This is a genomic window from Methanobacterium spitsbergense (genome assembly GCF_019931065.1).
Taxonomy (GTDB): Archaea; Methanobacteriota; Methanobacteria; order Methanobacteriales; family Methanobacteriaceae; genus Methanobacterium_B; species Methanobacterium_B spitsbergense.
Window position 1 is genome coordinate 72,444 of sequence record NZ_JAIOUQ010000013.1, and the last position, 22,646, is coordinate 95,089.

General features: G+C 31.8%; 22 protein-coding genes. 9 read left to right on the forward strand and 13 right to left on the reverse strand.

Annotated features, from left to right (window positions below; translation table 11 throughout):
• Positions 1-97 precede the first annotated feature (97 nt).
• The 4 genes from K8N75_RS10590 to K8N75_RS10605 all read right to left on the reverse strand — a co-directional run bounded on the left by K8N75_RS10590 (position 98) and on the right by K8N75_RS10605 (position 2,642).
• Positions 98-424 carry a hypothetical protein gene (locus K8N75_RS10590; protein WP_223792026.1) on the reverse strand — a complete coding sequence of 109 codons (327 nt, stop codon included), beginning with the start codon at positions 422-424 and terminating at the stop codon, positions 98-100.
• A 477-nt stretch (positions 425-901) separates the two neighbouring features.
• A complete protein-coding gene (locus K8N75_RS10595; protein WP_223792027.1) occupies positions 902-1,180 on the reverse strand; it encodes a PRC-barrel domain-containing protein in 279 nt (92 codons plus the stop codon).
• A gap of 188 nt (positions 1,181-1,368) precedes the next feature.
• Entirely contained in the window at positions 1,369-2,187 is an 819-nt protein-coding gene (locus K8N75_RS10600) for a sulfite exporter TauE/SafE family protein (protein ID WP_223792028.1), read from the reverse strand.
• Positions 2,188-2,306: 119 nt separating this feature from the next.
• Positions 2,307-2,642, reverse strand: a complete 336-nt coding sequence (locus tag K8N75_RS10605; protein WP_223792029.1) for a hypothetical protein — start codon at positions 2,640-2,642, stop codon at positions 2,307-2,309.
• 933 nt (positions 2,643-3,575) lie between these two features.
• Here K8N75_RS10605 and cbiM point away from each other — a divergent pair.
• From cbiM to K8N75_RS10620, 3 genes are all read left to right on the forward strand, one after another.
• Positions 3,576-4,250, forward strand: a complete 675-nt coding sequence (gene cbiM / locus K8N75_RS10610; protein WP_223792030.1) for a cobalt transporter CbiM — start codon at positions 3,576-3,578, stop codon at positions 4,248-4,250.
• Positions 4,247-4,546, forward strand: coding sequence for a PDGLE domain-containing protein (locus K8N75_RS10615; RefSeq protein WP_223792031.1), 300 nt, complete (start codon positions 4,247-4,249; stop codon positions 4,544-4,546). Before cbiM ends, K8N75_RS10615 begins: the two co-directional genes overlap by 4 nt.
• 599 nt (positions 4,547-5,145) lie before the next feature.
• Positions 5,146-6,285 carry an MFS transporter gene (locus tag K8N75_RS10620; RefSeq protein ID WP_223792032.1) on the forward strand — a complete coding sequence of 380 codons (1,140 nt, stop codon included), beginning with the start codon at positions 5,146-5,148 and terminating at the stop codon, positions 6,283-6,285.
• Between the two features lie 181 nt (positions 6,286-6,466).
• Here the strand turns inward: K8N75_RS10620 and K8N75_RS10625 are convergent, their stop codons facing one another.
• Complete coding sequence (locus tag K8N75_RS10625) at positions 6,467-7,405, reverse strand: metal-dependent hydrolase (RefSeq protein ID WP_223792033.1); 939 nt, start codon at positions 7,403-7,405, stop codon at positions 6,467-6,469.
• 385 nt (positions 7,406-7,790) lie between these two features.
• On the opposite strand from K8N75_RS10625, the gene K8N75_RS10630 reads away from it, so the two are divergent.
• Both K8N75_RS10630 and K8N75_RS10635 read left to right on the forward strand, forming a co-directional pair.
• The gene (locus K8N75_RS10630) at positions 7,791-8,138 is read left to right on the forward strand and encodes a rhodanese-like domain-containing protein (RefSeq protein WP_223792034.1); all 348 of its coding nucleotides are present in this window, start codon (positions 7,791-7,793) and stop codon (positions 8,136-8,138) included.
• A gap of 17 nt (positions 8,139-8,155) precedes the next feature.
• Positions 8,156-9,022, forward strand: coding sequence for a pirin family protein (locus K8N75_RS10635; protein WP_223792035.1), 867 nt, complete (start codon positions 8,156-8,158; stop codon positions 9,020-9,022).
• An 80-nt stretch (positions 9,023-9,102) separates the two neighbouring features.
• Here the strand turns inward: K8N75_RS10635 and K8N75_RS10640 are convergent, their stop codons facing one another.
• Positions 9,103-9,606: a methyltransferase family protein gene (locus K8N75_RS10640; RefSeq protein ID WP_223792036.1), complete on the reverse strand. Its 504-nt coding sequence runs from the start codon at positions 9,604-9,606 to the stop codon at positions 9,103-9,105.
• Positions 9,607-9,890: 284 nt separating this feature from the next.
• Here K8N75_RS10640 and K8N75_RS10645 point away from each other — a divergent pair, with 284 nt between their 5' ends.
• Complete coding sequence (locus tag K8N75_RS10645; RefSeq protein ID WP_223792037.1) at positions 9,891-10,097, forward strand: hypothetical protein; 207 nt, start codon at positions 9,891-9,893, stop codon at positions 10,095-10,097.
• Positions 10,098-10,427: 330 nt separating this feature from the next.
• Here K8N75_RS10645 and K8N75_RS10650 read toward each other — a convergent pair whose 3' ends face one another.
• The 7 genes from K8N75_RS10650 to K8N75_RS10680 form a co-directional block, all read right to left on the reverse strand.
• A complete protein-coding gene (locus K8N75_RS10650) occupies positions 10,428-11,870 on the reverse strand; it encodes a B12-binding domain-containing radical SAM protein (RefSeq protein ID WP_223792038.1) in 1,443 nt (480 codons plus the stop codon).
• Between the two features lie 113 nt (positions 11,871-11,983).
• The gene (locus K8N75_RS10655; protein WP_223792039.1) at positions 11,984-13,219 is read right to left on the reverse strand and encodes an outer membrane protein assembly factor BamB family protein; all 1,236 of its coding nucleotides are present in this window, start codon (positions 13,217-13,219) and stop codon (positions 11,984-11,986) included.
• 40 nt (positions 13,220-13,259) lie between these two features.
• Positions 13,260-14,429 carry an ABC transporter permease gene (locus tag K8N75_RS10660; protein ID WP_223792040.1) on the reverse strand — a complete coding sequence of 390 codons (1,170 nt, stop codon included), beginning with the start codon at positions 14,427-14,429 and terminating at the stop codon, positions 13,260-13,262.
• Entirely contained in the window at positions 14,422-15,441 is a 1,020-nt protein-coding gene (locus K8N75_RS10665; RefSeq protein WP_420830724.1) for an ATP-binding cassette domain-containing protein, read from the reverse strand. Before K8N75_RS10665 ends, K8N75_RS10660 begins: the two co-directional genes overlap by 8 nt.
• An 84-nt stretch (positions 15,442-15,525) precedes the next feature.
• Positions 15,526-15,987 carry a PadR family transcriptional regulator gene (locus tag K8N75_RS10670; RefSeq protein ID WP_223792041.1) on the reverse strand — a complete coding sequence of 154 codons (462 nt, stop codon included), beginning with the start codon at positions 15,985-15,987 and terminating at the stop codon, positions 15,526-15,528.
• A gap of 591 nt (positions 15,988-16,578) precedes the next feature.
• Entirely contained in the window at positions 16,579-17,721 is a 1,143-nt protein-coding gene (locus tag K8N75_RS10675; protein ID WP_223792042.1) for a chloride channel protein, read from the reverse strand.
• Positions 17,705-17,854 carry a hypothetical protein gene (locus tag K8N75_RS10680; RefSeq protein WP_223792043.1) on the reverse strand — a complete coding sequence of 50 codons (150 nt, stop codon included), beginning with the start codon at positions 17,852-17,854 and terminating at the stop codon, positions 17,705-17,707. The genes K8N75_RS10675 and K8N75_RS10680 overlap by 17 nt, the downstream gene beginning before the upstream one ends.
• Before the next feature lie 307 nt (positions 17,855-18,161).
• Between K8N75_RS10680 and K8N75_RS10685 the strand changes: the two genes are divergently transcribed.
• The 3 genes from K8N75_RS10685 to K8N75_RS10695 all read left to right on the forward strand — a co-directional run bounded on the left by K8N75_RS10685 (position 18,162) and on the right by K8N75_RS10695 (position 22,618).
• Entirely contained in the window at positions 18,162-18,488 is a 327-nt protein-coding gene (locus tag K8N75_RS10685; protein ID WP_223792044.1) for a YbjQ family protein, read from the forward strand.
• Positions 18,489-18,514: 26 nt separating this feature from the next.
• Positions 18,515-19,357, forward strand: a complete 843-nt coding sequence (locus tag K8N75_RS10690) for a YbjQ family protein (protein ID WP_223792159.1) — start codon at positions 18,515-18,517, stop codon at positions 19,355-19,357.
• Between the two features lie 309 nt (positions 19,358-19,666).
• A complete protein-coding gene (locus tag K8N75_RS10695) occupies positions 19,667-22,618 on the forward strand; it encodes a chemotaxis protein CheB (protein WP_223792045.1) in 2,952 nt (983 codons plus the stop codon).
• Positions 22,619-22,646: the final 28 nt, after the last annotated feature.

The window sequence follows — 22,646 nt, forward strand, 5'->3', positions numbered from 1 at the left end:
AGTTCCATAATTTATTCTTTTACCATATAGAATTCTCTGATTGACATTGTCATGGATCTACAATAGTAATTATATCTAAAAAAGATAAGATTTTAAATTACTGAATCCTTGCACCTGTTACTGCATTTATGTAAATGGTATAGTAACCATTGTTAACGGGAAATTTCCAAACTTTAACACCATTAAATGTTGTGAATACAGGTTTTCCAAGAGTTCCTTTGCCAACACCTTTACCTGTATATGGTTCGGCCAGTTCTTTGGCTTTTTCCGCACTAATATAAGTTGTTGTATTATTGGTGGAAGAATTTGTGGTGCTATTAATTGTGTTATTTGTTATATTATTATTTGAACTTGTACAGCCACAGACTGAAACAAGAATTGTAATTATAGAGACTATTACAACTAAATTTTTATACGTTGCCATTTAAACCCTCATTTTTTCATTTTTGTATCAATATCTTATCAAACATATTAAAAACTATAATTTAATAATTATAATCATAGTTAATTTAATTATCATAATTGTTTTAAAACGTGTAGGATTATTTTACAATTTTTTATTGTTTACATATATAATTATAATTAAAGTACTCTATGATAGCTCCTGTAATGTTAATTTACTCTCTCAAGAATTTAGGCAGGATTATAAAACTATTCCTCACTATAATATATTTATTGTTAATTTTAATAGGTAGAAAAAATATTATTAAGAAAATTTAGTTATGTAAAAAAATAATTGATAATATCCATGAATTTGGGATATTTCAACATTTTTAATTAACATTTCAATTTATTTAATTTTCTTCCTATGAATTATTTTCATGTTTAGAAAGATAAATTTCAGTTAGACATTAATTTAAAGATTGAATCTAATTATTTATTATAATTGATTTTTAATGGATTAAAGGTTATAATAATCTAATTCATCATTTTGTTCTGATTGTTCTGGTATTTCAATGGTTGGTTTTTTTAATAAAACTTTATCGCCTATGCTTTCAATATTATCGTAGGATAATATTTTTCTATCTGCCATGCCTAAAGTTTCTCTAATTCCACCTTCACCGATTTCAATATTAATGATTTCGTTAGTATCATTATCCCATTCAATATTCTTCACTTTGCCTAGGCTATTGCCTTTTTGGTCAATAACTTCTTTGTTCATTATTTCATCGAATTTCATTTTTTGTCCTCCTTTGAACGAATCAATACATACTAGACAATAATATGTAAATAGCTATTGCATTCCGCAACATCTTAATACTTTGATTATAAATTTGTTGGTCCTATTATTTATTTTTTTGAAAATTTTTGGTTTATTTACCAATAAATAATATCAGATTTTTATCAGTAATATTTACAATTAGATTTTTATGCAAATATCATTGCTAGTCCTAAGATAAGCATCATACCAACGAGTAATGGGGCATAGATCTTTTCAATGGTTGCAGAGTCTATTTTTTTAAGGAGTACTGGTCCTAAAAATGCACCTATAGCTGACCCTCCCCCAAGAAGAATAATTAAGGTCATATCTAATCTGCCAAGCAGATAATAACCTCCTATACCTGCAACTGAGTTAAATATAAGTACAAATACCGATGTACCAACAACCAACATCGCAGGAAGGCCTAAACTATAAAGTCCTGCAATAACAGGGGGGGTGCCACTTATTCCAAAAACTCCTGCCATTATTCCAGATGCAACACCGAAAAAGGAGGCTATAATTCTTTTAGTTCCTGTGAGTCTGTTGGAATTTATTTTATTCTCATCTTTATTATTATCCTCATTACCTTCTATAATTTCATCTGTATCTTTACGTCTTTTCCTTACACTTAATAGCATAGGAATCAACATTATTAATGTAAAAATACCGAGAATCTTCCTTAAAAGGATAGATGGAATCATGTTTGCAAAATATGCTCCTAATAATGTGCCAATTATCCCTCCTATTCCAAGTATCAGACCTGTGCGGATTTCTACATTACCCTGGCGGTAGTGACTGAATGCTCCCATTAGAGTAGTAGGTAATACAGATGCTAAAGATGTTGCAATGGCCACTTGTGTTGGAATACCAAATACAAGTGTTAAAATTGGTACAAATAATCCACCCCCACCACCACCCAAAGTAGAAACTAATAGACCTATCAGGAATCCAAATAACGGTAAAAAGATTATGTTTGTATCAATCATTTAATTTCCTTTGATTTAATCTTTAATTCCCTGGTTGGGGTTTTTGTTGTATAATTCCCCATTCTAACATATAAAATTTCAATATCGTATTTTCAGTTATATATTCAAAAAAAAAAGATTTAAAAATAAGGTATGTTTTCATTTTGTGTTTCATAGAATTTTTTGAATTTGTTTATTAAATCCCTTGTGAAAGTGCTATCTTTCTTAAAATTTTCAGGCATAAGGGGATTTGGTATTGTAAGTTTGATTTCTAATAATATATTACCCGAACATCTATCATAATGTATTTTAAAATTCAATAAATATTTAGGGGATATACAGGATTTAAAATCTGCTACCTTATCTTCTAGATATGTATATTGTTCCCTGCTAACACCATCATCTTCAAATAATAGTAATAAAACTGTTTTATTTTCTTGTACTTTTCGGATGCTCGTTGTTATTATCTGTATCATTTTTTCCCTTATATATTAATTAAAATGATGTTAAAAATATTTAATTGAACTCTATCCATAAAGTTCATACTATTTTTCATACAAAAAATCATATAATTATATGTCTTTACAATCGCTTTTAAATAATAGAATTAAATTTTTATTATAAAAATATCTTATAAGGTTTAATAATGGCTTATTGCTCTACGGTTATTACGAATAATCTCATTTTGAGGTAAAAAGTAATAATACAAATCAAATGGAAAGTATTATATATTTAAAAGGAGAATGTAATTAGTGATAAGAACAAATCTGAATTTAGTATTACTATTTTACTGAATTCAGAATATAATTATTAATTTGACTCAGCCATATACTCCTTCGCAAGAGAAGTAGGGATCAAAAGCTAAAATTAGCAGATCCCTACAAGTTAATATAAATTATTATATAGGAGATCCCAAAAAAAAACATTTTTCGCTCAAATGTATCATGATCTCCTATCTGTTCTTATTCTCTGTAATTTAATTTTTTTAATTAGTAATTAGTTAATTAATCCAAACTTTTTTAGGATTTCCATTAAAAGTATTATTGTAAATAAGAAAATTTCAATTGTAATCCAACGCAATATATTTAAATTTAATTATTTATTTTAACTTTATATTAATTTTAAACACGGATTTTACTCTAATTTAATATTGATATATTATTTATTGTATGGAAAATTCTTGTTTAGTATTATCATCGTAATAATTATAATTAGTAAAAGATTAATTTTGTAATACTAACCTATACATTTATATTATAATAGTCTAAATTATTAATGTGATTAAAAGGCGTTAAAGCATTATTACAGGAGTATTAAATTCTATCTCCTAAATCTGAAGAATGTATTACTGGATACAACTGTTCTAGCTTTAGCTTTAGTCTTGAGATAAAAATGAAAGGAGGAGTTAAATGCATATACCGGATGGATTTATACCATTATGGCAAGTTCCTATTTACTATGCCATATTGGTTGTTGCTTTACTTATTTCCCTTAGATGGGCTAAAAAGAATCTTGATGAAAAAATGGTTCCTTTAATGGCAGTTTTAGCTGCAGCTATATTTGCTATCATGTCAATGAACATACCAATTCCTTGGGGAACTAGCGGACATATGGTGGGAGGAGCTTTGGTGGCTATTCTTTTCTGTGCCCCTGAAGCAGCAATCATCATATTTACATTAGTGCTCTTAGTACAGGGGTTATTCTTTGGGGATGGAGGAGTTACAGCTCTTGCAGCAAATGTAATAAATATGGGAATTATTGGTGGTGTTGTGGGACTTTACAGTTTTAAAGCTTTAAGAAAATTAGTTGGTAAAGTACCCGCCATATTTATTGCTTCATGGCTTTCAATTTTTTTGGCTGCAGAGATGGTGGCTGTTGAGATGTGGTTAGCTGGAACATTTCCTTTAGGGTTGGGATTGATTTTTATGGGTATTTACCATTCAATAATTGGTGTTATAGAAGGTATACTTACTGTAGTGGTCATATTAGCCATTGAAAAGACAAGGCCAGATCTACTGGGATGGAACCGTGACAAAAATTTGGGTAAACTTAAAACTGAAGAAAGTGAGGTGATAGCAAAATGAGACATAAAGATAGAAACTTTGTTATTGTAGGGGTTATAATCTGTCTTATAATAGCATTAATGTCACCATTTATAGCTTCTTCAAATCCAGATGGGCTTGAAAAATCTGCAGAACAAATAGCAACTGCTCAAGATGGTGGAATGTATGAGGCTCCTCTACCAGATTATACATTTGAGCCTTTGGGAAAATTTGGTGAAGTATTTGCGCTGGCATTAGGGATATTAGTTACATTAGGTATTGGCTATATCCTGGCTTTGTTAATCAGACGAATTAATCCTCCAGAATCTTCTAATTGATTATATTTTTTTCTTATTTTTTTTAGTATTTTAATCGCTATATTAAATTTCGTTTATTAAAAATAGGATTAACACTATTTAAAAAAAAATTAATCGATGTAATATTAATACATCAAATTTATGTTTTAAAATATATGAATTGTTGTATTATCCTGTTTAGCGTGTTTTTGTTTTGTATAAGAATATTGATATATATTTAATGGGCAGTTTTCAATTATATTGTTTATACCTAATATCTCAAGATTTTTTGTAGTTATATTAATTTGATTAATATTATTCATGCTATGTGATGTTTCAATATTATTTGGTATTTTTTTTATTTTTTTATTTATCCATTGATTTTTTACTTTGAGTGTTAGGGTTATTTGAGGTGAGTTCGTTTTCATTGATGGTTTTAAGGATATTTGTTACTTTATTTTCCTGTTGTTTATTTTGCTATGCATGGTTGTACTGTTAACAATTTCAAAAATGAAAAAAATACTCTATTTAGACCATAATTTAATATTTAAATAGAATTTAATATTCAATTATAAACTGTTGGTTTCGATAATATGTATAACAACTTTGAAAGATATAAATCATTTTTTAAGGGTGATGCAATGAAATTCATCATCCTTTTGGGTATTGTGAGCCTTTTTGCAGACATGACCTATGAAGGATCGCGAAGTATAACTGGTCCATACCTAGCTATTTTGGGAGCCAGTGCAGTTACTGTTGGATTTGTTGCAGGGTTTGGTGAATTATCTGGCTATGTTCTGAGGTTTTTTTCGGGAAAACTAGCAGATCGTACCCGTAGTTACTGGTCAATTACTATAGGTGGGTATCTGATAAATCTGATGGCAGTACCACTTTTAGCTTTAGCTGGAAGCTGGGAAGTAGCTGCAGTATTGATTATAATTGAAAGAATGGGGAAAGGTTTGAGGGTACCATCAAGGGATGTGATGTTATCACATGCCAGTAGCCAAGTAGGTCATGGATGGGGATTTGGATTGCATGAGGCTTTAGATCAAATTGGGGCCATATTAGGGCCTTTGATTGTTGCGGCAGTACTTTTTTATCATGGAAGTTACCAGATAGGATTTGCATTTCTTTTGCTACCTGCCTTGTTAGCCATTGTGGTTTTGGTTATTTCCAGATTTCTATATCCTCATCCTCATGATTTAGAAGTTGCGACTCCACCTTTAGATACAAAAGGATTGAAACGGATTTATTGGCTTTACGTATTTGCTTCTGCTTTAATTGCAGCAGGTTTTGCTGATTTTGCACTAATAGCTTATCATTTCCAGAAGACCGCTCTAATTTCAGCTGGATTTATACCTATTTTTTATGCTGTGGCCATGGGTGTTGATGGAATTGCTGCTTTGGTGTTTGGAAGACTATTTGATAAGGTTGGTTTATCCATCATGATAGTGGTGGCTTTATTATCTGCGCTTTTTGCTCCTATGGTATTTTTAGGAGGTTTTTATCTGGCTTTTCTAGGAATGATAATTTGGGGTATAAGTATGGGTGCACAGGAATCTATTATGCGTTCTTCAGTTGCTGTAATGTCTGAGGTTAAAAAACGTGGTTCTGCCTACGGTATTTTTAATACTGTTTTTGGTGTTTCATGGTTTATTGGAAGTTTAATTATGGGTATATTATACACTTTTTCCATAACCTATTTGGTTGTATTTTCAGTATTAATACAACTTATTTCCATTCCTTTCTTCATTACAATGTTAAAAATAAGGACAAAATAAGAATATTATTGAATATATTTATAATTTATCACCACAAGGCATGAACAGTGTATTATATGAATACTAGAAAAGATTTAACTCATCACAATCCATATAGATTTTCTAAAAATTAAAATAAAAAAATGGAATTTTTTTTATACAAATGTATAAGTTTTCCAATTTAAACTCTGGTTTGTACGTTTTATGGAGTTTTAACAGTTAATTCACCTGCACCATAACTATTCATACCCATAATGTCGATATAGGTTATGTTCCATCCATCAGATACTTTCTCAGCATTAATAACAGTGTATATATGGTTCCATTTGAACTTAATTACATCAGGGAGGTTATTCGCATATTTTATGGCCTCCTGGGCAGATGCATATGTTCCATTGGTAATTGTAAGGTTTTGATAATCATTAACACCGGATATTGTCTTTTGCAGATTATTGTAGTTGTATACCCTGTAACTGGAACCATTATTTGTTTCCATAACCGTCCATGTGAACATATCTGCAGTGGGATATGCTGTTATATGTGTAAATCCATCTTCTAATGTCTGACTTTGAATGGTGTCCATTTTTTCGTACACTCTTATTCCTCCAAATGATATGAGTATAATAAGAAATGCAACCATGGCTATTTTTTTGTATTTTTGGTTTATACGTATGTATAATATGATGAGAACTACAAGGGCAATAATTGTTGTTATGAAATCAGTGTAGTAGTATATTTTAGCTGAAAATCGTGTTAAAGAAAATGGATATAAGAGTGGAATGCCGCCTGTGGTCAGAAAATCAAGGAACAGATGTGTTAATACACCAAAATATGCTAAAAGTACATTACGTACATTAAAATCAACAGATATATCTCGTTTTATTATATGGCTGATTAATCCATTTAGAGATGGCCGGGATATTATATACAGAAATATTACTGCGGTTATAAATCCAAATACAAAGCTGTGTGTGATTCCTCTATGGGTGAATATAAAAAGTTCAGATGATAAAAAACCAATTCCAATGAGTAAAACATCAAAATCAATTGATATCCCTCCAAAAGCCCCAGCTAACCTATTTTTAACTTTTAGAAATGTCAAAATAGCGAATGGGACTATGAAGTGTGTGAAAAGGTCCATATGATATCTTCCTATGTTATATCTGAATTATTATCAAATTTTTAACGAAAATAAATGTCTATAACTTCTATGTTTTTTGAATAATATTTTTCTTTCTGTATGTTTTAGTTTTTAAGGTTTTTAATTGATTTAGACAGCTCTACTTTTTAAATACAGTATATAATACCTATGCACAAATCATACACAAATCTCTAAAAAAGTTATTTGTACTATAAAATTAATCTCATTTGTTGGGTACAAAAAAATTTAACTTTCTATAAATCCAAAATATAATTATAAATTTATTTATGATGCCAATTTTCAATTTTTTATAATTATTCTACTTATAATATCTGGAATTCTGAAACAAGATAAACTTCAAAAAGATTTATGGGAGGATTATTAAATGAGTCAATTTAAACAGATTATGGGTACAATAACACCACAAGATGCATTTGATTTGATTAAATCTAATAAGAATAATTCTAATTTTGTGATTCTTGATATCCGGCCTTATGATGAATTTGAGGAAGATCATATTGCCGGTGCAATGAATTTGGATTATGATGGTCATGAATTCCAAAAAAAGGTTGAACAACTTGATAAAAATAAAGATTACGTTATATATTGCAGAAGTGGTGTCAGAGGGGGTTATTTCCTGGAAAAAATGAGAGATTCAGGATTTAAAACATCTTATAATATTTTAGGAGGATATCAGGGTTGGAAAATAAGCAGACTTCCATTGGTAAAATAATTAGGAGAATCTAAAAAATGGTAATTAACATGAAAGTTGTTGAAGTTATAGACCCGATTTATGTTATGGAAGGAGCTGGTGTACGTCTGAGACGTAGTATTACAACTCAAAAATTAGATTATCTAGATCCATTTCTCCTCTTTGACCATTTTGGATCCAATAATCCAGAGGATTACCTAGCAGGGTTTCCAATGCATCCACATAGGGGTATTGAAACTGTTACTTACATATTAGATGGTTCGGTTGAACATAAAGATAGTATGGGTAACTCTGGCATAATAGGAAAAGATGATGTCCAGTGGATGACTTCGGGAAGTGGAATTATTCATGAAGAAATGCCAAAGCCTAAAAATGGCAATATGGAAGGATTTCAACTTTGGGTAAATTTACCTGCCAACCTTAAGATGACGACTCCAAGATACCAGGAAGTTAAATCATCACAAATACCAGAAATTCGTGAAGAGAATGGTGTGGTGGTAAAGATAATTGCAGGTGAAAAAGATGGGGTTAAAGGAGCTGTAACCGAGATATATGCAGATCCAACATATCTCGATGTGACAATACCACCAGGATCTACATTTAAACACCCAATTAAACCTGAACACACAGCTTTCGCATATGTTTTTGAAGGCGAAGGTATTTTTGGAGACTTTGAAGAAGAATCCGTTGATAAAGGTACATTTGTACCTGCAACCAAGCTGTTGATATATGGGGATGGAGACCATATTAAGGTTAAAACAGACAAAAGTTCTGTTAGATTCTTATTAATATCTGGAAAATCACTTAACGAACCAATAGCAAGGTACGGTCCATTTGTAATGAACACTGTAGAAGAAATTGAACAAGCCCTAAAAGACCTTCAAAATGGTACATTTGTTAAATAAAATTTATTCTTAAATTTTAAAAAATATATTAAGTTTAGCTATATCTGGACTAATATCAGCCCATATCCCGATAAGAATATTTATTTTCTCTTACGTCTCATGAACCTCAAGGGGTTGGGAATAATAAAAGATACTTCTGTCCTGTAATGGATATAATCCTCTCCAAACTTTTCGTATAACTCTTTTTCCTCTGTTGTAGCACGTGAATATAGGGCAAATAAGAATAAAAAGAGAGGAATTAAAAATATTGTCAATGGAAAGATGATAAATAGACCAACAACAATTGTTCCTTGTCCAAAATACATTGGATTCCGTGTATAGGAGTAAATTCCAGTTGTAACCAGTTTATCAATATTTCCAGTATTATTCTCCGAATATTTATATCCAAGGTTCATGATTGCAATTGAATTTAATATTATTCCAATTATTACAAAAATAAATCCCAGAATTATTCCATAATAGTTAATAAACAATAAATACCATGGTAATCCAAAAAAGATTATACCAATAGGGATTACAATTATTAATATTATCAATACAAGCCCCATTAAGAGTATCATTATATTTTCTTGGTTATCTTCCATTTATTTCACCATTAAGTAACTAATAATTAATTTAATTATTATACTTCTTATTTTTTTTAGCTTTTCGAACTAATTCTTATGATTAATATTTCTTAGTATCTATTCCAAATAATGTTAATATTGATAAAAACATTATATTCTGATTTATCTATACAAACCTTTATTCTCATGATTTAAAATGGTTCAAAATTTTATTTTCAAGAATTAAATTTTATTCATGAAAAAGTTTAGATTTTAGAAAGTTCAATATATTAACTACGAAAAAAAAATGGGGTGTTAAATATATGCCGGATTTAGGGCCATTGGGAAGGGGTGGAGCTAGAAGAAGAACTAGAAGAAGAATGTCAGCGGTTAATGAAGGGCAACAATCGCAAGAACAACCTGAAAATGAGGTTATACCCGATAATTCAGATGACTTAGAGAAATTGGCTAAGCTCTTGAAAGATAAGGGTGTAATTACCGAATCAGAATATAACTTGATATTTGGTTGATTTTTTAATAATATAATATGTGAAATATTTTTGGTGAATAAATCAATGAAATTATTGATTTATTTACTTTACTATTTTTGTTTATTAGAATGAAATAACGATTGAAATAATATATTGTATCAATTTAGCTCTCTGTATATTATACTCCTCTCCAATATTACGTATGTTTTCTTCAATATGAATGAACTTTAATTAACATGTATGTATCTACCATACGATTACAGCCAAAAACTAATTAAAAGTATACTTAAACAATTCAAAAGAATATATTTGAAATAGTTTACTAATAAAAAAAAAGAAAATTTAAAAATATTTAAATAATAATTTAATTTATTGTTTATTCTGTTGTGTATTATCCAGGGTTTGATACCATCCTTTACCTGTTGTGCCTTTAATTTTAGGGATGATAAAACTCCTTAGAACAATTCCCATTATTACTTTGAACATATATTTATGGTCGAATAGATATTTGGGTCTTGTGTAAAATTTGAGATATGCTTTAGCTAGCTTTCTTTCAACCATTTTCTTACTTAGTCCAAGTTTATCGTATTTAATAACAGATTTAAGTACGGTGTACTGGTCCCAATTTTCTGTTTCAATCAATTTCTTTTCCTTTAGGTCATTGTATATTGGTGTACCTGGGAAAGGTGTTAATATAGAGAATTGGCTGTAGTCTGCATTGAGTTTTATTGAAAAATCAATTGTTTTATCTATTTCTTTACTTGTTTCACCGGGGAATCCGAGGATGAATGAGGTTAAAATTTCAACACCAACATCTTTAGCAGCCTTAACAGCATCTTCAGCCTGTTTTAATGTTATTCCCTTTTTCATGAGATCCAAAACACGTTGTGAACCAGATTCAACTCCATAGTATATGGTGCTTAAACCTGCGCTTTTAAGTTTCTCCATAAGTTTTTTATCAACCATATCAACCCTTGAAGAAGCTACAAAGCCTATATCAAGTTCTCTATTTTTTATTTCATCTGCTATTAAACTTGCTCTTCTTTTGTTGAGCATGAATGTGTCGTCCATAAAGGCTATGTCTTTAATTTTATAATTTTCAACCAGCTCTTCAATTTCATTAACAACATTTTCAGGGCTTCTGCTTCTGAATTTCTTACCCATAATCAATGATGATGAACAGTAACCACACGAATACACACATCCTCTGCTTGTGATCATGTCGCTTGAATGTTTCTGGGTTGTTCCATATAATTCAAATGGAACCAAATGCCTTGCAGGATAGGGGATTGTATCCAGATCTTTTATGAGTGGCCGGGGTGTGTTTATTTTTATATTCCCCTTTTTTAGATCCCTGTATGCTATTCCTTTAATATCCTCCAGATTCCCATTGTTTCTACCATAATAGTTTTCTGCAAGTTCTACAATGGTTGCTTCACCTTCTCCCATAACAACTGCATCCAGGGATTTGGAATATTTTAATGTTTCAGTTGGCCTAAAAGTACTGTGAGGACCACCAATAACAATCAGTGAATCTGGCAATACATTTCTAACAGCATTTGAATATTCCAGTGCATTTTTTATGGTAGATGTTGTTGCTGTGATTCCAATAAGCTTTGGATCAAGTTTTGATGCAATTTTAGATACTTGTTCCTGCCCTAACTTCTCCAGATCATCGTCTATTATTTTAACAGACATTGATGCATTTTCAAGAGCTCCCCCTAGGTACATGAGATTAAGTGGAGGGGTAATAAAACCTAAACCATTTTTTACCGCGTTTTCATCGTATGGATTTATTAATATTGTATCCATTTAAACCGCCTTCTTTCTTGATATAAATTTGGGTTCAAAAATAAATAAAGTTACGCTTTAATTTCAAAAAATTTAATTTAAAAAAAAATAAAAAATTTAGGGAGGATTAATTATTATTCCTCTCCTTTTCTTCTTTTCCTTAATACTCTGAAAGCTACTAGTGCACCAATTATCACAACGACTATGGCTGCTATGTAATAGACATATGGAGTTACTGGTCCAGATTTTCGTGTAAAGTCCAATGCGTACATGTTTCCGTTGGCATCACCAGATATTATATCGTCACCGTATATTGCAGGTGAACTCAGCGGTGAATTGAAGAGGTAATAACCTGGCATGAAGCTCCATTCTTCTTTTCCACTGAATTTATTCAATACATAGACTGTTCCACTTGTTGATGTAACAACTATGTTGTCTCCCATAAGTGCAGGGGTTGATTCGACATTTCCTGTGTTAACAGACCATTTTAATTTTCCGTCACGCATGTCAAGAGCAGTTACATTTCCATTATCTGAACCTACAAATAGAGAGTTATCATTTGAATTGAGGAGTGCTGATGATTTTACAGAATCGTTTAAGTTATATGTCCATAAAACTGATCCATCTCCTGTGTTCATAGCATAGAAGTTTCCATTATCGGTTCCCATGTATAATGTGGTATTATTAATTGCAGGAGATGATCTCACAGCACTACCAGTATCAAATTCCCAGGCTTTTGTACCGTTGTTGATACCAACTGCGTATATTTTACCATCGTCAGATCCGAAGTACACGGTGTCGTTGAATACTGTTGGTGAAGATCTAACAGCGTTTGCTGTTTGGAATTCCCATTTCATTGTGCTGTCGTTGGTATTCAATGCATATAACCTCTGATCATCTGATCCAAAGTATATGATTCCATTATCTATTGCAGGAGTTGTTTCAATTGAATTTCCTGTTTTATATTTCCATACGTCATCTCCTGTCTTTTTATTTAAAGCATAGAGATAACTATCACCTGAACCGAAATACACATTATCACCAACTACAACAGGGGCAGCTGTGATATTTCCTTCGGCTTTATAATCCCAAACTTTGGTGCCGTCATCTAGGTTAAGTGCTGAGAATAAACCTTTGGTTGAACCAAAGTATATTATTTTATCTGAAATAGCAGGGGAGGTTAATATTCCTGCTGTTTGGAATATCCAAGAGTCTGGATTGAAATCCGATGCTTCATCCATGTAACCTGTGTGGTTGGTGTTTAGCTGAAACATTGGCCAGTCTGTTGCAGAAGCTGGAGCAATTGCTATTGGACTTACAAAAAGACAAATCATCATAAATCCAATCAATATATTCTTTTTTCCAATCATTTTATCACCTAATTATAAGAATTTAATTCGTAATTTCTATTTATATATCTCTGTTAAATTTGGTTACTCCTAAATAGAAGAATATTGCTGTGAATCCTAAGAGTACTGCAACATCTAACCATATATCTCCTATGCCTGATCCTTTTAACATTACAGCCCTTAAAGCATCGTTCACATAAGTTAATGGTAAAATATATGCAATTTTTTGGAATATCCATGGCATTGTTTCGATAGGATAGAATACACCAGACAGAAACATCATTGGCATGGTAATAGGCATTACAGTCTGCATGAAATCTTCTTGTGATGAAACTCTGGCTGATACCATGATTCCAAATCCTATGAAACATAGAGCCCCTAGTATTAACAGAAGAATCGTCAGTATAATACTTCCATTAATTATAATTCCAAATAGGACTATCGCCGCCACTATCAGCAGAATTCCTCTTCCAGTTTCCTGTACTAATTTGGATATAATTTTTCCACCTACTACTGTTGCGACACTAGTTGGTGTCATGAACAATCTTGCTAGCTCTCCTCTTTCCCTTTCACCAGCTATAATTTCACCCATACCAAACACACATCCGAAAAGGATTGTCATCCCAATAATCGCAGGTGCTAGGAAATTTAAGTAGCTAATATTTCCATATAATTTATTTACCTGAAGATTTATTGTGTTTAATATGCTCTGGAATGGTGTTACTTGAGTTCCATTTACCTGGTTACTTGCAACTGATATTGATGAGGATTGAAGTTTTTGAACTGCTATCTGCTGATTTATCTGATTAAATAAACCTTGAGTAGCTGGAATAATAGCACCTGATGCTAGCTGGTCCGATGAATCTACATCGATAACAATACTTTTCTGCGATGTATCGTTCAAATTATCATAATTTGTTGGTAGGATTATTGCGGCTTTAGCCTGTCCGTTTTGAACCATCTGTAAACCTTTATTTGGATCGGTTGTTATCTGCTTTACATCGTACAGTGTATTGCCTTTAATAGCAGTTAGGGTTGCATCCGATATAGGACCTTGACTTTGATCTACCACAACTACAGGTATATTGTTTATTGTTCCACCCATACCATAACCAAAGAGGGTTATCATAATTATGGGGAACAAAAATAATGACAATAGACGGGGTTTATGTCTCCATAGAACCATCAGGTCTTTTTTGATCATCCACATAATCTTTTTAGTTTCAACCATCTTCTGCACCTTCTTCTTTATTTTTTGTAGTTACGCTCATGAAAACATCTTCCAAGGAAGGATCTTTGGTGGATATTGATGTAATATTCCCTCCTTTAGCGATTATTTCTGAGATTATTTTATTCACAGATTCATCTGATGATTCTATGTCCATAACTATTCTTCCAGAATCGTGTTTATCTAATAATTCAACTTCCGGCATGTTTTTCAGATTATTTAACAGGTTTTCATCTAAATTACTTATCATAACACTTAATTCTTTCAAATCCCTGTTTTGTCTATCTATTTTTTCTTTTAATTGATCGTATGCTTCGCTATCTTCAACAGAACCTTCTTTCCTGAGCTCATCCATAATCTTAATGACATTAGAATTTTCAGAAGATTTAACTTCTTTTTGTTCATGTATCATGGTGTCTTTAAGACCTCTTGGTGTATCAAAGGCTGCAAGAACTCCACCGTTAATAATTCCAATTTCATCACATAGTAGTTCCACTTCGTACATATCGTGAGAACAAAGGATGATGGTACGGCCTTCTGAATTCAGCTCTTGCACTAAATCCCATAAAACCCTCTTGGTTGTGGGATCTAAACCAATAGTTGGTTCATCAAGGAATAATATATCAGGTTGATGGATTAAACTTGCAACAACTGATGCTTTCTGTTTCATACCTCCAGAAAGCTGTTTTACTAATTTATTTTGAGCATATTTAATATCAACAAGTTCCATTAGTTCTTCTGCTCTGCTTACTTTCAAGTCATCTGGCAGTCCATAGAAGTCTGCGCATAGATCAATATTTTCACGCACAGTTAAGTCTCCATATAGACTCACCAGTTGTGGAACCATTCCAATCTTTTCACGCACTTCATTGGGATTTTTTGATATATCGTAACCTGCTACATTTGCAGTTCCGGTTGTTGATTGTATTAAACATGTGAGCATTTTTATGGTTGTTGTTTTTCCAGCACCATTTGGGCCTAGAAAACCAAATATGCTCTTGTTGTCTATTTTCATGTTTAGAGCATCGACTGCTGTAAAATCGTCATATCTTTTTGTTAGATCAAATGTTTCAATTGCATATTTCGTAATAACCCCTCCCTATTCATTTTTGGAAAACATGTCTCTCCAGAATTCCTCTAGAATTGATGTTTTATGGCAACTGAAGACTTTTCTAATCCTTTTGAGAGTTTGAATACCTTCTTCAGTTATTTCATAATATTTTACTTTTCTTTTACCATGTGCTTCCCAGGTTCCAATAATCAAACCTGCATCTTCCAGATTGTGAAGTACAGGATATATTTTACTTGGTCCCCTTACAGTTTCTTCAGATGAAGGACTGATTTTATTTATTTGACTCATAAGTTCGTAACCATGGGTTCTTCCTTTACTTATTCGCCAGAGAATCATGGTTTTACCAAAGCCTTTCATACTTCTTAAGAGTTTTAAATCGTACTCTTTAAGGTATTTAAATATATCAGAGTCACAGTCAAATTCATGATCTTTGTCATTGAATTCATCTTGCTCTGATTCATCTGATGAAAGCTTTTTATTCTCTTTCATAATTTCACACCAACTATACTTAATTTAGATATATCAAAATTTGATATATCCATAAATGGTATATGAATATATATAAAGTTTTCGTTTACTAAAATCCTGTCTTCCTCATATTTTGTAATTATATATTCAAAAGATTCTTCTAATGGCCAATAACGCAGTAAGATGTAAATTTTAATCTTTTTGATCAAAATATTTAATAGTGTTGTTCAACAATAAATTGTATTAGGGTACAATAAGACGTATTAGGAATCATAAATTATTGAAAAAAAAATATTTGATTAAAACCAATAAGATCGTGGGGGGATAAAATGAAAGTTTTTGTTGATAGGATCTATAATTCATCAGATTATGAGGATGATAGTAAATGGGTGGATTATGCTTTATTAACACATTTAATGCAATTTCTTTTAATTAGAAAAGTATAACATTATATATAAAAATTAAAATTTAATTGACTAACCCATGAAAGTTATTGAGATATAATATTCAAAGATTTTCTTTTAAAAATTTATTTTAGGGTTTTAACTTTATTATCAAATTTCAATATTTTACCTTTATAAAGAATTTCGATTTTTCTATTTGTAATCTAGTTTAATTTTCTGTTTGATCTGTTCTTTTTGTTTTCTTTCCGTTATCTTCCATCATTCCCAGTCCATGTGTTATGGAAAATGCAGTTAATGCCGCTAAAAAGATTGGTATTGCATCTGCAAATGGTACACCCACAACTATAATACCTATTCCAGCAAGTGCAATGGGAATGGGTACAATTGCAGCCGGTACTGCAACTATCATACATCCCAATGCCAGTGCCAATGGCACCTGTGGGAAAATCAAATGAATCACAGCCCCAAAACACGAACCAACAAAAAGTAGTGGAAATATTGGACCACCAATAAAACCAAAATTCAATGCTCCGCTTAAAGCTACAATTTTAGCCAAAGCAATAATTACAAGAAGTATAATTCCAATTTCTGCTGCCTGTTGAGTAACAACTGACATTTGAGTTGTACCGAGTCCAACTGTTGTAGGTAATGCAACAGCCAGCAAACCCAATAATAACCCTCCTAAAGTACCTCGTACAATAGGTTTACTATTTAATGGTTCAACCAGTCTGCTGATTATTTTGTTAACAATTACAAAGAATATAGCTATGGGTACTGCTAATATTCCCAGCACAATTCCTGCACCCAATTGCCAGATCTGTAAATCATAGGCTGGTGGGAATAAAATACCCAGAAGATTTGACAATGCCATGCCATTTAGTGCATAAAATAGGGAAAATCCTATTGCAGCTGCAAGTCCGGCAATAAGCAGTGTTCCATAGTATGCAATCGATTGGAAGTGAGTTGTTTCTAGTAACATAATCCACACAGCAAAGGGTGATGAAAAAAGTCCAGAATATGCACCTGAAACACCGCTTATAACATTGCTCCTGGTAGTTTCAGAATCCTTCCCACGAATCTTAGAAACCCAACTTCCCAGTGCCCCGGCCAACATACCAGTAGGCACTTCGGGTCCCAGACTGAAACCACCTATCAATGACATTAGTGATACTAAAAGAGATGATGGTACCGGTTTTGGATCCATATATCCATTATCTACAGAATCAAATACATCTATCTGTTTAGCTGAGGTGTAACGATGGATTAAACCAACCATCAGACCAACCAATGTCATTACGACTACCATCCACCATGGCCCCGTAAATGGTGTCCAGTTATTTAAATTGGGCAAAAGAAGACTCTGCCCCAGATCCATTATCAAATATAAAGATGTAAGCTCCTATTGCACTCAGCAATCCTAAAAAGAGTCCCCAAATAATATGATTCCAATACTCCTTTGATCTAAAGTTTAAATCCTCAGACATACTGATTAAACCCCCAGTGTTACATATCACCAATTCTGAGCCCAAAAAAGTTAATGATGTGGATAATATTTTAATATTATTCTGTTGTTTATGATAATAAATTTTTTCTGGAATAATCATTTCTTACTGAAGTTTTATATATTCGATGATAAACATCAGGAATTGATTCATTTTTTCCAATTGCTTAAAATGCCAAAAAAAATGGAAGATATAGAAGTTTGTACAACATAAAATTGGATTATACCACTAAACTAAAATAGAATAAATCATAAATTAGATAGTAATAATGTTCAAGAGGAGGTAAGAAATGCTGATTTTAACCACACCAACTATTGAAGGGAAGGAAATAATTGAATACTATGGTTTAGTTACAGGGGATTCACTGTTAGGTGCAAATATGTATAAAGATGTATTCTCCGGAGTTAGAGATGTTGTAGGGGGCAGGACTTCTAAATATGAAGAAGAGCTTACAAATGCAAGAGACTTGGCAACCAAGAGCATGCAAGAAAAAGCCGAGAATAAAGGTGCTAATGCAGTTATAGGAACTCGTGTGGCATATCATAATTTAGGTGGAACTATGGGAAATACCATAATGGTCACCATCTTTGGAACTGCAGTTTCATACAAAGAATAATTGGAAAGTAAGAATTAATTTTGAAGGTGACATATTTGGCATCTGTAACAAAATCACTTATAGAAAAACGCTGGGCAATTACAGCAATAGTCCTGGGAATTTTAGTTGGATTCTTTTCAGCTTACCTATGTATCTACTTTCATCTGATTATATTCGGATTTAACATAATGTATATAGTGTCGCCACTAGCTGCAGGCTTTGTTGAAACTGTAATAGCCCGGAGAAAGTATGGTAAAAGCACAGGAGCTATCAGTGCAATATTAACATTTATAATAATCAATATTTATGGTTGGATCATTCTAGGAATAATAACAAATAATCCTGCTACACTCAGTTTAATTACCATAATTGCAATAATACTTACAATACAAGCAGCATTCCCTATATTAATGAATTATATTTTATTTGTTGTTGGGCTGGGTATTATCAAAAAATTGGTAGCATTCATGGTTTTTTTACCATCTAAAATTCGGGGAACTACCATGGAAGAAGAAACACAAGGAACAGTTGAACCCCCTGCAGATGAAATATTCCTTGATAAACTAGATATTCCACTATTATCCATACCACCAATTGATGGTGGAAGGGTGAAAAAGAGTATTGGATTGGTAATTGGAGAGGCAGTTGCACAAGAAACTGAAACAGATGGCTTTGTTGAAAAGCTTTCAAAGATCAATGAACCAACCAAACTGGCTGATTATAATCTGGGAGATGCCAGAAAAGTTGCAATAACTCGAATGTTTGAAAATGCCAAAGCTTTAGGTGCAAATACAGTTGTAGATGTTTCATTGGACTACAATTCAATGGGTGGATTTCAGGGTAGTGCTTTAATTGTAACAGCAACTGGAACTGCTGTAATATATGAATAAAGACCAATCAATTGTTATAATAAAATAAATTCTCTTTTTTTTAAGATATATGGAACTTTTTTAAAAGTGTCAACATCTCCATATTATGTTTTTTATAGACTGTTTTTCTTAAATTTTTAAACTATTTCAAGTTAAATACATCTTTCCATCTAAGTTTACTTCTTTACATCACACTTAAATAGAGGAAATATTTAATCATAATTCCAAATATAAATATTGAATATAATAAAATAGAAATATTTTGTATTCAAAATATGAAATAGACTTATAATATTTATAATTTTATTATTTATGCTGAGGTTGTTTAAAATGGTAAACACAATCAAAAATATGGGTAATGTTGATTCAAATTCGTCTAAATTTTTATATGTTGGTGTTGGAGCGTCAGCAGGTGGACTGGATGCTCTGAGAAAATTTATTTCCAATATACCTGAAAATAATGGAATGGCATTTATAATTGTGCAACATATGGATCCAACCCATAAAAGTGGTTTGGTTAATATTTTATCTAGATACACGTCTATGGAAGTTTTAGAGGTTGAAGACGGCCAAAAAGTCCAGCCTGAGCATGTTTATATTATTCCTCCAAATAAGGATATGGGTATTTTAGATGGAAAACTCCAGTTAATGGAACCTTTCGAACCCCATGGTCTTAGATTGCCTGTTAATTATTTTTTCACAAACTTAGCTAAGGATCAAAAGGATAGAAGTGTGGGTATTATTCTTTCAGGTTTTGGTAGCGATGGGTCAGATGGTTTGAATGCTATTAAAGCTAATGGGGGGATATGTATAGCCCAAGATCCATCAACAGCTGGATCCGATGCTATGCCCATGAATGCCATTAACACAGGACTTGTGGATATGGTACTTGCACCCGAAGAAATTCCAGATAAACTCCTTTCATACAATCGATCTTCGAGTAAGATCCTCAATAAAATATTAAACCCTGAAGATGAAACTATTCAAGCACTCAGGAAGATATTTCTATTAATAAGAAACAGAACTGGTCAAGATTTTTCAAAGTATAAAAAAAGCACGATTAATAGGCGTATAGGGCGGCGTATGAACATACATCAAATTGTAGAAATGCCCCAATACTTGAGATACCTCCAGGAAAACCCTGAAGAAATTGATCAGCTGTTCCAGGAATTTTTAATCGGTGTAACCAATTTCTTTAGAGATCCTGAGGCTTTTGAATCGCTTAAACAGGATGCTTTAAAGGACACGATAGAGGAGAAGAATAATACAGATATATTAAGGATATGGGTTCCAGGATGTTCAAGCGGTGAAGAAGTATATTCAATTGCAATAATCATACGGGAACTTTTGGAAGAAACAGGCAAAAATTTGGAGGTTCAAATTTTTGGTACAGATCTTGATCCTAATTCCATAAAAATTGCTCGTTCCGGTACATATACCAATATTTCAGAGGATATAGGACATGAAAGGCTTCATAAATTCTTTTATAAAAAAGATAATTTATACACCATTAAAAATGATATACGCGATATGGTGATATTTGCAAACCATAACGTTATATCAGATCCACCCTTCACCAAACTCGATCTAATCAGTTGCAGGAATCTACTTATATATTTGGAATCTGAAGCACAGGAAAGAGTGCTTTCAAACATGAACTATGCATTGAAAAAGGATGGAATTTTATTTATAGGTCCTTCTGAAAATATTGGAGATTTTTTAGATGCATTTTCGGTTATAGACAATAAATGGAAGATATTTAAATGTGTTAAATCCAGTCGTGTATTGTTTGATAACATTAAAACCCGCAAAATCTCTTATCAACAGCCACATACATATTGGAACAATCAATTTGCTTTAAAAGATTTAAAAAAAGGACGAACAGATTTCAATATCATTAAAATAGCTGAAAAAAACTTGATAGATATATATGTACCCCCATCAGCTTTAATCAATAAATTAGGGGATATATTATTTATACATGGTCGTTTGGGTAAATATTTAGAACCATCTCCTGGAAGAGCCCATATGAACATACTTGAAATGGCAAAGGAAGGTATAAAATTAGGTTTAAGTACAGCAATTCAAAATGCAATATCAAATAATAAGGAAGTTGTATTTGATAGTCTTCAAGTGGATACTAAAGATAATAAGAACTATATTAAACTCACTGTGAAGCCGATAAATAATCAAGACTCTGTTAGGGGGTTGTTGATTGTTTCATTCGAAGAATCAAATGCACAAAACCTTGACCAAGAGAAGATAAACTTACATAATGATTCCAACAATAATGAACATATTAAATCTCTGGAAAATGAGCTTAAATTGACTAAAGAACGTTTGAAAGCCAATATTGAAGAAATGACAACTTCCAATGAGGAGCTTAAATCTGCAAATGAAGAACTACAATCATTAAATGAGGAATCTCAAAGCACTAATGAAGAACTGGAAACTTCAAAGGAAGAATTACAGTCAACTAACGAGGAGTTAAGTACAGTTAACAGCGAACTCCAGATTAAAATAGACGAACTATCAAGGATAAACGACGATATGATCAACTTGTTTAACAGCTCGGAAATAGCTATTATATTTGTTGATAATAATTTAAAAATCCGAAGTTTTACAAAAGAATCTACTAAATTAATTAAATTAATTGAATCGGATATTGGACGCCCGCTAAGTGATATTGCAACATCCATTACATATCCCGATCTAATGGACGATATTACACAGGTAATTGAAAAATTAGCATTTAAAGAAAAAGAAGTTAAAACAAAGGATGATGCATGGTACAAAGTTCGAATTATGCCATATAAAACATCACAGAATGTTATTGATGGTGTTACTATCACTTTTATCAATATAACTAACCTTAAAACTACACAGGAAAAAATACAGTCTGCATTGGGTTATGCTGAGGATATAATCAACACTGTACACGAACCTTTAGTTGTTTTGGATGAAAAGTTAAGGATAATTTCTGCCAATCTTTCATTTTATTCCACATTTGATTTATTACAATCAGAAACTGAAGGGGAGAAGTTATATGCAGTTGGTGGGGGTACTTGGGATATTAAATCGCTTAAAAGCCTTTTAGAGGATGTTCTTCCCGAAAATAATGAAATAAATAACTATGAATTTGATTATATTTTCCCTATAAAAGGGCATAAGAAACTGTTATTGAATGCACGGAGAATCTTCAGGGGAGATATTGGTACACAGTTAATCCTTCTTGCTATGGAAAATATGGATAACTGTATAGAAGATGTGAATAACATTTAATTTGTTTAATTGATTAAATTTATTTATT

Bases quoted from the DNA above. Each gene is read 5' to 3' on its own strand.
- K8N75_RS10640 (WP_223792036.1), bottom strand. From the start codon at position 9,606: ATGGAAGATAACCAAGAAAATATAATGATACTCTTAATGGGGCTTGTA.
- K8N75_RS10605 (WP_223792029.1), bottom strand. From the start codon at position 2,642: ATGATACAGATAATAACAACGAGCATCCGAAAAGTACAAGAAAATAAA.
- cbiM (WP_223792030.1), top strand. From the start codon at position 3,576: ATGCATATACCGGATGGATTTATACCATTATGGCAAGTTCCTATTTAC.
- K8N75_RS10645 (WP_223792037.1), top strand. From the start codon at position 9,891: ATGCCGGATTTAGGGCCATTGGGAAGGGGTGGAGCTAGAAGAAGAACT.
- K8N75_RS10670 (WP_223792041.1), bottom strand. From the start codon at position 15,987: ATGAAAGAGAATAAAAAGCTTTCATCAGATGAATCAGAGCAAGATGAA.
- K8N75_RS10655 (WP_223792039.1), bottom strand. From the start codon at position 13,219: ATGATTGGAAAAAAGAATATATTGATTGGATTTATGATGATTTGTCTT.
- K8N75_RS10665 (WP_420830724.1), bottom strand. From the start codon at position 15,441: ATGAAAATAGACAACAAGAGCATATTTGGTTTTCTAGGCCCAAATGGT.
- K8N75_RS10685 (WP_223792044.1), top strand. From the start codon at position 18,162: ATGCTGATTTTAACCACACCAACTATTGAAGGGAAGGAAATAATTGAA.
- K8N75_RS10635 (WP_223792035.1), top strand. From the start codon at position 8,156: ATGGTAATTAACATGAAAGTTGTTGAAGTTATAGACCCGATTTATGTT.
- K8N75_RS10650 (WP_223792038.1), bottom strand. From the start codon at position 11,870: ATGGATACAATATTAATAAATCCATACGATGAAAACGCGGTAAAAAAT.
- K8N75_RS10630 (WP_223792034.1), top strand. From the start codon at position 7,791: ATGAGTCAATTTAAACAGATTATGGGTACAATAACACCACAAGATGCA.
- K8N75_RS10680 (WP_223792043.1), bottom strand. From the start codon at position 17,854: ATGTCTGAGGATTTAAACTTTAGATCAAAGGAGTATTGGAATCATATT.
- K8N75_RS10625 (WP_223792033.1), bottom strand. From the start codon at position 7,405: ATGGACCTTTTCACACACTTCATAGTCCCATTCGCTATTTTGACATTT.
- K8N75_RS10615 (WP_223792031.1), top strand. From the start codon at position 4,247: ATGAGACATAAAGATAGAAACTTTGTTATTGTAGGGGTTATAATCTGT.
- K8N75_RS10660 (WP_223792040.1), bottom strand. From the start codon at position 14,429: ATGGTTGAAACTAAAAAGATTATGTGGATGATCAAAAAAGACCTGATG.
- K8N75_RS10590 (WP_223792026.1), bottom strand. From the start codon at position 424: ATGGCAACGTATAAAAATTTAGTTGTAATAGTCTCTATAATTACAATT.
- K8N75_RS10695 (WP_223792045.1), top strand. From the start codon at position 19,667: ATGGTAAACACAATCAAAAATATGGGTAATGTTGATTCAAATTCGTCT.
- K8N75_RS10600 (WP_223792028.1), bottom strand. From the start codon at position 2,187: ATGATTGATACAAACATAATCTTTTTACCGTTATTTGGATTCCTGATA.
- K8N75_RS10620 (WP_223792032.1), top strand. From the start codon at position 5,146: ATGAAATTCATCATCCTTTTGGGTATTGTGAGCCTTTTTGCAGACATG.
- K8N75_RS10595 (WP_223792027.1), bottom strand. From the start codon at position 1,180: ATGAAATTCGATGAAATAATGAACAAAGAAGTTATTGACCAAAAAGGC.